We start from the raw sequence: 11,946 nt of genomic DNA, 5'->3' as shown, positions 1-11,946 counted from the left end.
CTGCAGCGGCAGCTCCTTTTTTCCCGCAGCCGCCGGCTTCTGTTCATTGTCAACCGCGGCGACCACCTCGATTTTCTTTTTTCTGAACATTCCCATAAAGCCACCGGTTCGGATTTCCTTCGTGCTCAGGATGACGGCGTCACTTCCAAGCTCGCTGCGAATGGAATGCATGGCGTCCGGCATCGTATCGACAACGTAACGCTTCACTTTCATAGATTCACCACTCCAACGCTTTGAATTTCAATATTGGGCTCAAGTTCGCTATAGGACAGCACCGGAATATCCTGCATCGTCCGCTCTATGACCTGCCGCAGATACATGCGGATGGTAGGCGAAGTCAATACGATCGGCTGCTGCCCCGATTGCAGCAGACGGTTGATTTGCTCCATAAGACGCTGATATACCGTTTGGGTGGACACGGGGTCAAGCGCAAGATAGCTCCCATGCTCCGATTGCTGAACGCTCTCGGCTATTTTTTTCTCAAGCGTTGGTCCTACTGTAATGACCTTCAGGGTTTCTCCGGACTGGGAAAATTGTTGGGTAATCTGCCTTGACAGCGACTGCCTCACATATTCCGTCAATACATCCGGATCTTTCGTATAGGTCCCATAGTCCGCCAACGCTTCAAAAATAGTAACCAGGTCCCGGATCGAGATTTTCTCGCGCAGCAGCTTGGCCAACACTTTCTGCAGATCCCCGACGGTGAGCACGGACGGTATCAATTCATCGACCAGCACCGGATAATTTTCGCGAATATTGTCGACCAGCATTTTCGTTTCCTGCCGCCCAATGAGCTCATGTCCATACCGTTTAATCAGTTCGGTAAGATGGGTGGCAACAACGGACGGCGGATCGACAACCGTATAGCCTGCCAGTTCGGCCCGCTCCTTCACCGATTCATCAATCCATAGCGCAGGCAATCCGAATGATGGTTCGATCGTCTCAATCCCGGTAATCGATTCGTCATCATACCCGGGACTCATTGCCAGGTAGTGATTAAGTAGTAATTCACCGCCGCCAACCTGATTTCCTTTAATTTTGATGACATATTCATTCGGTTTTAGTTGAATATTGTCGCGTATCCGGATAACGGGGACCACAAGTCCCATTTCAAGCGCGCACTGCCGGCGAATCATAATGATCCGGTCGAGCAAATCGCCTCCCTGCTGGGTATCCGCCAGCGGAATCAGGCCATAGCCGAACTCGAATTCGATAGGATCGACATTCAGCAGGCTGATTACACTTTCAGGACTCCGGACCTCCTCGATTTGCTGCTCTTCGACAAGCTGCTCTTCGGCGATGGCCTTACGGCTCAAGTTCTGCGTCATCCGGTAAGCGGCAAAGGCCAAAAGGCCTGCCAGCGGCAGCGTGGTAATCGCATGAATAGGTGTAAAAAAGCCTAAAAAAGCGACCGTAACGGCAACGATGTACAAAAGCTTCGGATAAGACAGCAATTGCCCTGTCAAATCTTCCGCCAGATTTCCATCCGAAGAAGCCCGGGTAACGATCAATCCGGCTGCGGTCGAAATGAGCAGAGCAGGTATTTGGCTAACCAGACCATCCCCGATGGTCAGAACGGAGTAGGTCGAGAGCGCGTCTTGAAATGTCATTCCATGTACAGCCATCCCGATGATAAAGCCGCCGATCAAATTGATCAGCAGGATAACAATACTGGCGATCGCATCCCCTTTGACGAATTTGCTCGCCCCGTCCATCGAACCGTAAAAATCCGCTTCACGCTCGATATTGCTCCGGCGCTCCCTCGCTTGCTGCTCGTTGATCATGCCTGCATTCAAATCGGCGTCGATACTCATCTGCTTGCCCGGCATCGCGTCGAGCGTAAATCTCGCTCCCACCTCGGCTACGCGTTCAGAGCCCTTGGTGATAACAATGAACTGAACGACAACCAAAATCAGAAACACGATGAACCCGATCGCAACCTGTCCGCGCGCAATCCAGCTGCCAAACGTCGCCACAACCTCACCGGCTTTGCCATCGGATAAGATCAGCTTGGTTGTAGAGATGTTCAGCGCCAGGCGGAACAAGGTCGTAATGAGCAGCAGCGATGGAAAGATGGAGAATTGAAGGGGCTCCTTCGTGTTCATCGCCACCAGAATAATCGTCATCGCAATTGAAATGTTAATGACCAGCAGAAGGTCAAGAAGCCAAGAGGGAATAGGCAGGATCATCATAAGCACGATTCCGATTATACCGACGAGTACCGTTAAATCTTTAGCTTTCAATGTTTCTTACCTCCCTGCATTATCTGGCCCTGCCCTTCAGTTTATATACATAAGCCAGCACTTCGGCTACCGCCTGGAACAGGTCGGAGGGGACCGAATCCCCGATTTCCGTCCTTTGGAAGAGCGCGCGTGCCAGCGGCTTGTTTTCCATCGTCATAACGCCGTGCTCCTTGGCCAGCGACCTGATTCGAAGAGCGACATAATCCTGGCCTTTGGCCACGATCTGCGGCGCCTCCATTGTTGATCCGTCATACTTCAGCGCAACCGCGAAATGGGTCGGGTTCGTGATGATGACATCGGCCTTGGGAACCTCCTGCATCATCCGCTGCATCGCCATCCGGCGCTGCCGCTCCCTGATTTTCCCCTTGATCAGCGGATCGCCTTCCATTTTTTTATACTCGTCCTTAATTTCCTGTTTGGACATTCTTAGACTCTTTTCATGCTCGTAGCGTTGGTACATATAATCGAGAACAGCCATAACCAGCAGAGCCGCCCCAATTTTAATTCCGAGATTTATAGTCATCTTCCCCGCAAAGCGAAAGGCATCTTCCGCACTGACATGGGCCAGAGATGAAAAAGCTTCTCTTTGCCCCCATAATGTGCTGAAAACCAGAAGTGCGATGATCAGCAGCTTCAAGATGGATTTCAGCATTTCAACAAGCGACCGCATGGAAAATATGTTCTTGAAGCCTTTAAGCGGATCGATCTTGCTGAATTTCGGGGCCAGACCCTCTCCGGTCACCATAAAGCCGACCTGTGCCACACTGGAGATCAAAGCCAAAATGAAGGTCAGGCCCAAGAGTGGCGCCAGCAGAATAAGAATTTGCATCCCGTATTCGCTCATCAGCTGCATTACATTGCCCTCGGTGACCTCCATCATAAGGCGGTTCATAAAGACATCCGTAAACAGCGCCGTAAACCGTTCCTTCATAAATCCGCCGAACATCATCAGACTCAGCACCCCGGACAACAGTACCAATGCGCCCGAAAGTTCGGCACTTTTGGCAACCTGGCCCTTTTTTCGGGCGTCCCGCCGCTTCTTCGGAGTCGCCTTTTCCGTCTTTTCTCCGCCGAAGAGCTGAAGGTCGAGTTTATATCGATAAGCCATGTCCGGCCCCCCTACATTTTACGGACTGTTCCCCATGGTGCTCAGCAAATTGCGCATGGATTCGAACATAATATTGAACAGGCTTTGAAACAGCGTGGCCAATGTAGGCATCAGTATAAAGAGCAGCACCAGCCCAATAATAATTTTCAGCGGCACGCCGATCACGAATACATTGTACTGCGGCGCGGTTCTCGCCAGGAAAGCCAGTCCGATATCCGTCAGGAACAGCGCGGTCACCAGCGGCGCGGACATTTGAAAAGCGAGCATAAACGACTGAGCGAACGAACGGACAAGAAATTCCGAAAGACTTCCGTCCATCATTTTAAGAAGAAGCCCGTTGTCCAGGGGAACCCAGTTATAGCTGTTTACAATCGCGTCAAGCAAATAATGATGGCCATTCATTCCAAGAAACAACAGCAGCGCAATCATATACTTGAAATTGCCAAGTATGGGCGCCGACGCTCCGGTCATTGGGTCGATAACATTGGCTATGCCGAAGCCGATCTGGAGGTCGATGAACGAGCCCGCAGTCTGAATGGCCATTAACATTAGGTAGCCTATGAACCCAAGCAGCAATCCGATGAGAGACTCTCGGATAATCAACAGAATAATGCCGAGGTCTTCCGTAACCGAAACACCGCTTCCTTTGGCGCTGAACACGACAAGTGACAGAAAGAAGGAAATTCCGATTTTGAAAGCGGTCGGTACACTTCGGGAAGAAAAGACAGGCACGATAACAAAAAAAGCTGTAATTCGACAAAAAATAAGCAAAAAGACGGGAAAGCCTCGCAAAATGTTATCCATCATAGCATTCATCCGATATACATATGGAGATTACCCAAAATTTGGGTCGTAAAGTCAACAAGCTTCGTTATAATCCACGGGCCAAACAGAAGCAGCGCCAGCAGCACAGCGACGATTTTGGGAACAAAGGCCAGCGTTTGCTCTTGAATCTGCGTCGTCGCTTGAAAAACACTGATAATCAGCCCGACGACCAAGCCCAGAACCAGCATTGGCGCGCTGACCTCAAGCACGAGATATACTGCTTGACCCGCAAGACCGATTATGAACTCCGTATTGATCCCCTTCGCCTCCTCTTCCCCGTCACGTGCCGTAGCTGAGCAGCAGCGATTTGACTACAAGATACCAACCGTCCACCAGCACAAAGAGCATGATTTTAAAAGGGAGCGAGATCATAACCGGCGGGAGCATCATCATCCCCATCGCCATGAGCGTGCTGGCAACCACCATATCAATAATCAAGAAAGGAATGAAAATCATAAAGCCCATTTGAAAAGCCGTCTTCAATTCACTCATAGCAAAGGAAGGCACAAGCACTGTCAGCGGAATATCAGAGTACGTCGCCGGCTTGTTGTTGCCAGTGTAGCCGTTATACTTCATAAACAGCAGCAAATCCTTCTCATGCGTATATTTGAACATAAATTCTTTCATCGGATCGGCGGCCTTGTTTAGCGCTTCCGTCTGCGTGATCTGGCCTTTAATATAAGGCTGCAGCGCCGTTTGGTTCACCGTCGACAAGGTTGGTGACATAATAAACAGCGTCAGAAAAAGAGCGAGTCCCACCAGCACCTGGTTCGGCGGCATCTGCTGCGTACCGAGTGAAGTGCGGATAAAGCCGAGCACGATAACGATTCGGGTAAAGCTGGTCATCAGAACCAAAAAAGCCGGGGCTACGCTCAGAACCGTAACCAGCAGCAGAATCGAAATGGAGCTGGTGCCGGCTTGGCCGCCGTCTCCTCCTACCTGAATATCTATATTCGGAATAGGATCGGCGGCATAAATCGGACTGAGGACCAGAAAACTGATAGCGCCAATCAGCAGGAAGGCAATCCATAATTTTTTTTTCATATATCCCCCTGCCTGCCCTTTTGATCTTCGCTGCCAGGCAGCTCTTCCATCTTCGTTTCCCGGTTCGGAGCGGAGCGCAGCCTGGATTGCAGCATTTCATAGAAAGAAGAAGTCTCGTTCAGATCAATTTCCTGAGACGGAACTTCCCCGCGCAGCCTTTCCCTTACCTTGGTAATCAGCGGAATAAAGAAATTGCCCCCTGGCACAGACTGCTCCTCAAATGCCGATACGATCAACGCTACTTCTTCGGGATCGGTGATTTTATCCAAAATCGTTACGTTCTCGCCAACCCCGATTAAATAGAGACTGCCTCCAATTTCAATGACCTGCATCGACTTGTTGGGGCCAAGTCCCACCGCACCTAAAGTGCGCATGGAACGGCCTTTCATCCAAGCATGGTTTCGGCTTCCCATAAACCGGATCAGCAATATAATGATAACGATAATGACCGCCAACACAAAGATAACTTTAAGCAAATTCAGCAGGTTATTGTCTGTGCTAAGCAGTTCGGTGTTGCCTGACATGCAACGATCCTACACGCCAAGCGTCTTGCTGATGGCTTCGATAACGCGGTCCGCCTGGAATGGCTTGACGATAAAATCCTTGGCTCCAGCCTGGATCGCGTCGATAACCATAGCCTGCTGACCCATGGCGGAACACATAATAACTTTGGCGTTGGCATCCACTTTTTTAATTTCTTTCAGCGCCGCGATTCCGTCCATTTCAGGCATGGTAATATCCATGGTAATGAGGTCGGGACGCAGCTCCTTGAATTTTTCAATCGCCTGGGAACCGTCCTGGGCTTCGCCCACCACTTCAAAGCCGTTTTTCGATAAAATATCGCGAATCATCATTCTCATAAATGCAGCATCGTCCACGATCAAAATTCGGTTAGCCATTTCAAATAAATCCTCCCTAAGTTAAGCTTATTGTAATTTTTGAACCCGATCCCATTGACTTACGATATCCGTTACGCGAACTCCAAAGTTCTCATCGATTACCACGACCTCTCCCTTGGCAATCAGCTTGTTGTTCACCAGTATATCGACGGGTTCGCCGGCAAGCTTGTCCAGCTCTATGATCGATCCCTGCGACATCTCAAGAATATCCTTAATTTGCTTCTGGGTCCTTCCTAATTCTACGGTCACTCTTAGGGGTATGTCCATCAATAAGTTCAAATTATTTTCGTCAACATTCCCAAATGTGTTTCCGCTGAGATTGGCAAACTGAACCGGCTGAACGTTGACGTTCCGGTTTGGCTGGGAAGCTGGGGGAGGGGACTGCGGATAAGGCATTCCCTGAGGTCCAGGCATCCCCTGAGCGGGCATACCATAAGGAGGCATTCCGTACGGGGGATAATAATATCCTCCTTCGGGCATTCCCGGATATGGCGGCTGTCCTGGCGGCATCTGCGGCTGTACCGGCGGCTGCTCTGGAGCCGACTGCGGCTGATGGGCAGCCGGTGCGGCTTGGGGCTGAGCGGGCTCCGGTTTGGCAGGGGCCGGCGCTTCAACAGCAGCAGCAGGCTCTTCGGCCGGCTCTGAGGCGTCTCCAATCAGCATCTTCACCATATCTTTAGCAAAGGAAACGGGCAAAAGCTGCATGATCGTGGAGTCGATCAGATCACCAATTTTGAGACGGAACGAGATGCGAATCAACGTCTCGTCTTCAGGCAGGTTCGCCACTCCCTCGCCGCTGGACATATTAAGAATATCGATACCCGGCGGAGATATGTTGACGAACCGGTTAAAGATGGTGGACATCGATGTGGCGGATGAGCCCATCATTTGATTCATGGCCTCCTGCACGGCGCTGACATGGATCTCGTTCAATTCTTCATCAATGGGCTCTCCATTGCCGCCAAGCATCAGATCGGCAATAACCTGGGCGTCACGGACTTTGATCACAAGTGAGTTAATACCCTGAAAGCCGTCCACATACTGTACATGCACAGCAACATGAGGCTTAGGGAAGACTTCCTGAAACTCGCTGCGCGTAATGATGGAGACTTGCGGGGTGGTAATGTCCACTTTTTTGCCAAGCAGTGTCGAAAGCGCCGTTGCGGCGCTGCCGAACGTAATGTTTCCAATCTCTCCCAGGGCATCCTGCTCAAACGGGGTAAGATAATCATCCACGGTCTTCTCTGAAGGTGCGCTTGCCGCGCTATCCGCCGATTGTCTTAAAAGAGCGTCGATCTCTTCCTGGGATAAATAATCTTTACTCGTCAAGTTCTTCAACTCCTTCGCTGACAATCTCATCAATTTGCACGGCTACCCGGTCTTTAAGCATTCCCGGACTTCCGATAAACTTCAGCTTGTTGCCTACTTTGATCGATAATCCGGCATCAACCGTCCTGTTGAGCGAGATAACATCTCCTACATTAAGACCAAGGAACTCGGCTACCGAAATTTTGGATTCTCCAAGCTCGGCAATAATTGGAAGCTGGGCCCGGTTGACGCTGGCTCTGATCGCCTCCACTTCCTGCTCGTCCCGAGCCTTTTTCTCGGACACAAACCATTGGTGCACAGACAGCCTGGACATAATTGGCTCAAGTACGACATGCGGGATACATAGATTAATCATGCCAGTCGTATCTCCGATCTTCGTGCTGAGCGAAATGAGCGCAATCGTTTCATTGGGGGATACAATCTGCATAAACTGCGGATTCGTCTCCAACGCTTCCATAACAGGTTCAATATCCAGCACCGTCTTCCAGGCCTCCTGCAAGCTTTCAAAGCATCTGCTGAATATGCGCTCCATTATGGTCGTTTCAATTTCAGTTAGAGCGGTAATTTTGGAGGGGGCCGTTCCGATTCCTCCAAGCAGCCGGTCAAGCATGGCGAAGGCGATATTCGGATGCACTTCCATTACCATCCTGCCTTCCAAGGGCTCGGCTTCAAAAATATTCAGTATAGTCATCTTGGGTATGGAGCGGATAAATTCATCATAAGGCAGCTGCTCGACCTGAACGACATTGATCTGTACGAATGTACGTAGCTGTGCCGAGAAATAAGTCGTCAGATAGCGGGCAAAATTATCATGAATCCGGGTCAGGCTTCGGATATGATCCTTTGAGAAACGAACCGCCCGTTTGAAATCATATGAACGTATTTTGCGCTGGGTTTCTTCTTTTTTAAGTTCGTCGGCGTCCATCTCACCGGACGAAAGTGCGGCAAGCAGGGCATCAATCTCATTTTGCGAAAGTACATCAACCATTCAATCACCCCCCGTAAGTTAACTTGAAATTTGGCAAGCTTATATGGGCGCCAGGATATAGGAAGTAATTTCCACCTGAGTCAGCTTTCCTTCGGGCAACGCATCGTTGATCAGATTGACAAGCTTGCTGCACAGCTGATCCTTGCCGCTGGCTCCGTTCAATTCCTGGGGCTTCACATCGGCGAGTGTTTTAATAATCAGCGGCTTGATTTTTATTTCTTTGATTTTTTCGAAGTCTTCCTTGGTTGCTTCAGAGTTCAATTGAAACGCAAAGTTTATAGAAACGATGTAATCGGGATCAGCAAGATTAGTTTTAATTTCGGTTATTTCCGAAGTCATCGCCACGATTTCATCTGCGGTCAGCTTCTTGGTCTCGACACTGTTCACAGTGTCGTTAACCGCATTGCCGCTGCTGTCGGAAAACCATTTGTTCATTAGCAAAAAAGCGGCCAACACGATTAAAGTAATCGCCAATAAAATCGTGATGAGCCAAGGCAGCATCTTTTTCATGAAAGCTCCTCCAGTGTTTGGACTTTAATGGTGGCTGAGTACGCGCCGATTTCCTTATTGTAATCACGGATTTTCGCAATAACTTCATCGGCTTTTTCAAGAACGATCAGCCTCTTGCCCGTTACAAGCGTGATGTAAGTGTCCGGGCTTTCTTCCACCATTTCCACCAGCAGGGCGTTCAGCCACATTGGCGATCCGTTTAAACGTGTTACCGAAATCATAAGAGGCCTCCTAACAATAAATTGGGAGAGGAGCGCCTCCCCCAGATTGAAACCCATGCATTAAACTATCATGTACCTGGTATTCCGCAAAGCCGGCATTACAAAAATGCTAAACAAGCAAAAGGCTAGGAAAACCCGAAATCAGCGTTTCAGATTAACAACTTCCTGAAGCACTTCATCCGAGGTTGTAATAATCCGTGAATTCGCCTGGAACCCCCGCTGGGCGACGATCATTTCCGTAAATTCATTCGTCAGATCGACATTGGACATTTCCAATTGTCCTGCCACAATTGCTCCGGTCCCCGCTTCCCCATTGTTGGCGGTTGTTGGCTCCAAAGCGCCATCCGCGTTGGCGTTCAAAGTCATTCGGTACAGATTGCCCCCGATCTTCTCAAGGCCCTGAGGGTTGCTGACTTTGGCTACGCCGATTTGAACGCCCGGCTGGGTTGTGCCGTTGGCCATGGTCTGTATAATGGTTCCGTCACTGCCGATCGAGAAGGCCGTCACGTCATCCCCAATCGTTATGGCTTCACCTTCCGAATCCAGCACATGAAGGCCGTCGGAAGTAACCAGATTACGGCTGGCGTCGACGTGGAAATCGCCGGCACGAGTCAGAAAGGGGGTCTCTTGATCTGCGGACAGTCTCACAAGAAAGAAGCCATCTCCATCGATACGCAGGTCGGTCGGATTATTGGTGGTTTGGGCGCTTCCAGCCAGATGCATCGTGTCAATGGAGCCGATGCTGACGCCGAGCCCGATTTGCTTGGCGTTGATGCCGCCCTGTGCGCCATCGTTTGGTGCGGTAACGCCGGAAACGGTCTGGCTCATAATATCCTTGAACATGACGCGTCCCGATTTGAACCCGATCGTGTTCACATTGGCGATGTTGTTGCCGATAACATCCAACTTGGTTTGGAAACCGCGCATGCCTGAAACACCAGAGTACATTGATCTTAACATTATTTTACCCTCCCAGAATTAGAGCTTGGGGCTCCTGAATTTGGATAATAATCACAGGCGTGACCGCGTCAGTCGATCGGCGGTCGCTCCGGCTTTCCGTTAGGACCGGCCGGGTTATGAGATGATTACTGCGCTATCTATTTGGGTGAACACATTGTCCTTCATGGAGTTTCCATCCATTGCCGTTACCACCGTACGGTTCGCGACACTGACGATCAATGCCAAATCTTTCATTAAAATGAGCGAATCCTTGCTGCCCTTGGCCGCCGCTTGTTCTACAGCCGAAGAGATCTGGTCAAGCTGCTTGCTTCCAAGCTGAATCCCTCGCTGTTCCAGACGTTTTATGGCATGATTGCTGAATTTCAGCATATTTCGCTGAAGCAAAGTCTCAAAGGAGGCTTCGGCTAATGCAGATCCGGCGGTATTAATGTTGTTGGAACGCTGCAGCATGCCCGGGTGCCGAACGCCGGCAAACATCTGACCAACAGTTATTTTGTTATCGTTCATGACTCCGTCCCGCTGCCGCTGCCGCCAGCTTCCATCGCCTGGGCACTCTCAACGTTTTTAATTTGCGTGATGTCTGAGAGCGCAATCTTCTCCTTGCCCACAAGAGCGAATTGCACGCCGCCGCTAACTACAATGGAATCCACTGTTCCCGATTTCTGCTGCGAAGTGGAACTATCGAGCCAGCTGACATTTTTACCAATCAGACCTGAAACCGAGCCAAGCGATTGATTGAGCGCCCCTAACTGGCCGGAAATATTCATAAGCTGCTCAACAGACGTGAACTGCGCCATTTGAGCAATAAACTCCTTATCCTGCATAGGCTGCATCGGGTCCTGATTTTGCAGCTGTGTGACCAAAATTTTAAGAAATTGATCTTTTCCGAGCGTTTCGCCGCCCTGGCTGGTTCCGGAGGTGTTGGCCGCCGAATAATTCGGCCATACATTGCGTGTTGATACCATGCTATCCGAGGTTGCCATTACCTTTCACCTCTCTTTCCATTCCTTAAGCCTTGGCTGAGAACCTGCCTGTCTGGTCCCGGCCACCTTGTCTTTCACTAGTCAACCATTCTTTCCATTCTCCATCGAGCTCGGCGGCAAGAATAGCGTCATCCGAAGCTTCCTTGCGCTCTTTGGAACGTCTGTCGGAACCCTGGCCTCCGGCTCCCGAGTGGCGGCCCTCCTGAAAGAACTGCGACTGCTGAGAAGTGCTGCTCTGTGTGACTTCCAGTTTCTCTACTTGCAATCCTTGAGATTGAAGCGCCGCGCGCAATTGAGACATCTGATTTTCCAGCAAATCCTTGGCTCCGGCATGCTCAGTCAAAAAATGCGCGACCAGATGACCATTCTGCATTGTAATCTTGACATCTACCTGTCCCAGATTTTCCGGAAACAAAGATATAGTCGCCTCGGCGGTTCCGCCTTTTTTAACAATTTCCAGTTTGCCTGTTATGAAACCTGTCATTTCCTGGGCAAATTTCTGAACCGGAACCTGCGGAGGCTCTGTTTTCTGGGAAGCCGTAATTCCCTCTCTTAACTGGAGCTGGCCTGCGGTAATGACTTTGCTGTCTCCGGAGGAAGCATCCGGCTCTCCAGCCAATTCGGATGATGTATCCTCGTTTGCTTGGATATGCTCCTTACCTTCTGTGGAAGACATCATTTTATATCCCGGCAGATTGTCGGATGCCTTGACGTCACCAGCCTTCTGCAGATGGTGCTCTTCAAGCTTCCCAGCCATTATTGCATTGGAGGCCGGAGACTGTGCAGCCGTTCCATTGAAAGCCAGACCGTCACCAGCATAGGATTCCAGCATTGCC

15 protein-coding genes and 1 pseudogene are annotated in these 11,946 nt (G+C 50.2%); all 16 read right to left on the bottom strand.

The genetic code is table 11. The features are described from left to right. Positions 1-213 (bottom strand): annotated as a pseudogene (locus L692_RS0105700) (flagellar biosynthesis protein FlhF); the annotation flags it as partial. Further along, a complete protein-coding gene (gene flhA, locus L692_RS0105695; RefSeq protein WP_025697985.1) occupies positions 210-2,243 on the bottom strand; it encodes a flagellar biosynthesis protein FlhA in 2,034 nt (677 codons plus the stop codon). The pseudogene L692_RS0105700 and the gene flhA, both read right to left, overlap by 4 nt. 19 nt (positions 2,244-2,262) lie before the next feature. After that, positions 2,263-3,351 (bottom strand): flagellar biosynthesis protein FlhB, encoded by a 1,089-nt coding sequence (gene flhB, locus L692_RS0105690; RefSeq protein WP_025697983.1) that lies wholly within the window; start codon positions 3,349-3,351, stop codon positions 2,263-2,265. 18 nt (positions 3,352-3,369) lie between these two features. Further along, positions 3,370-4,155, bottom strand: coding sequence for a flagellar biosynthetic protein FliR (fliR, locus tag L692_RS0105685; RefSeq protein ID WP_025697981.1), 786 nt, complete (start codon positions 4,153-4,155; stop codon positions 3,370-3,372). Positions 4,156-4,163: 8 nt separating this feature from the next. After that, positions 4,164-4,433: a flagellar biosynthesis protein FliQ gene (gene fliQ / locus L692_RS0105680; protein WP_025697979.1), complete on the bottom strand. Its 270-nt coding sequence runs from the start codon at positions 4,431-4,433 to the stop codon at positions 4,164-4,166. A 22-nt stretch (positions 4,434-4,455) separates the two neighbouring features. Next, positions 4,456-5,220, bottom strand: a complete 765-nt coding sequence (gene fliP / locus L692_RS0105675; RefSeq protein ID WP_025697977.1) for a flagellar type III secretion system pore protein FliP — start codon at positions 5,218-5,220, stop codon at positions 4,456-4,458. After that, positions 5,217-5,744: a flagellar biosynthetic protein FliO gene (locus tag L692_RS0105670; RefSeq protein ID WP_025697975.1), complete on the bottom strand. Its 528-nt coding sequence runs from the start codon at positions 5,742-5,744 to the stop codon at positions 5,217-5,219. Before L692_RS0105670 ends, fliP begins: the two co-directional genes overlap by 4 nt. 9 nt (positions 5,745-5,753) lie before the next feature. Continuing rightward, the gene (locus tag L692_RS0105665) at positions 5,754-6,119 is read right to left on the bottom strand and encodes a response regulator (protein WP_025697973.1); all 366 of its coding nucleotides are present in this window, start codon (positions 6,117-6,119) and stop codon (positions 5,754-5,756) included. Positions 6,120-6,146: 27 nt separating this feature from the next. Then, positions 6,147-7,448, bottom strand: coding sequence for a flagellar motor switch phosphatase FliY (gene fliY, locus L692_RS0105660; RefSeq protein ID WP_025697971.1), 1,302 nt, complete (start codon positions 7,446-7,448; stop codon positions 6,147-6,149). After that, positions 7,438-8,436 (bottom strand): flagellar motor switch protein FliM, encoded by a 999-nt coding sequence (gene fliM, locus L692_RS0105655; protein ID WP_025697970.1) that lies wholly within the window; start codon positions 8,434-8,436, stop codon positions 7,438-7,440. Before fliM ends, fliY begins: the two co-directional genes overlap by 11 nt. 39 nt (positions 8,437-8,475) lie before the next feature. Then, positions 8,476-8,946 (bottom strand): flagellar basal body-associated FliL family protein, encoded by a 471-nt coding sequence (locus tag L692_RS0105650; protein ID WP_025697968.1) that lies wholly within the window; start codon positions 8,944-8,946, stop codon positions 8,476-8,478. After that, positions 8,943-9,167, bottom strand: coding sequence for a flagellar FlbD family protein (locus L692_RS0105645; RefSeq protein ID WP_025697967.1), 225 nt, complete (start codon positions 9,165-9,167; stop codon positions 8,943-8,945). The genes L692_RS0105650 and L692_RS0105645 overlap by 4 nt, the downstream gene beginning before the upstream one ends. 141 nt (positions 9,168-9,308) lie before the next feature. Continuing rightward, on the bottom strand, positions 9,309-10,127 hold the full coding sequence (flgG, locus tag L692_RS0105640; RefSeq protein ID WP_025697965.1) for a flagellar basal body rod protein FlgG: 819 nt from the start codon (positions 10,125-10,127) through the stop codon (positions 9,309-9,311). 114 nt (positions 10,128-10,241) lie between these two features. Beyond that, the gene (locus L692_RS0105635; protein ID WP_025697964.1) at positions 10,242-10,634 is read right to left on the bottom strand and encodes a TIGR02530 family flagellar biosynthesis protein; all 393 of its coding nucleotides are present in this window, start codon (positions 10,632-10,634) and stop codon (positions 10,242-10,244) included. Beyond that, the gene (locus L692_RS0105630; protein ID WP_025697963.1) at positions 10,631-11,110 is read right to left on the bottom strand and encodes a flagellar hook capping FlgD N-terminal domain-containing protein; all 480 of its coding nucleotides are present in this window, start codon (positions 11,108-11,110) and stop codon (positions 10,631-10,633) included. The genes L692_RS0105635 and L692_RS0105630 overlap by 4 nt, the downstream gene beginning before the upstream one ends. A gap of 25 nt (positions 11,111-11,135) precedes the next feature. Further along, a partial coding sequence (locus tag L692_RS27850; RefSeq protein WP_025697961.1) for a flagellar hook-length control protein FliK occupies positions 11,136-11,946 on the bottom strand: 811 nt, incomplete at its 5' end.

The organism is Paenibacillus forsythiae T98, assembly GCF_000520735.1.
Taxonomy (GTDB): domain Bacteria; phylum Bacillota; class Bacilli; order Paenibacillales; family Paenibacillaceae; genus Paenibacillus_AQ; species Paenibacillus_AQ forsythiae.
Note: the sequence above shows the minus strand (reverse complement) of the source record. Positions and strands in the feature narration are given on the sequence as shown.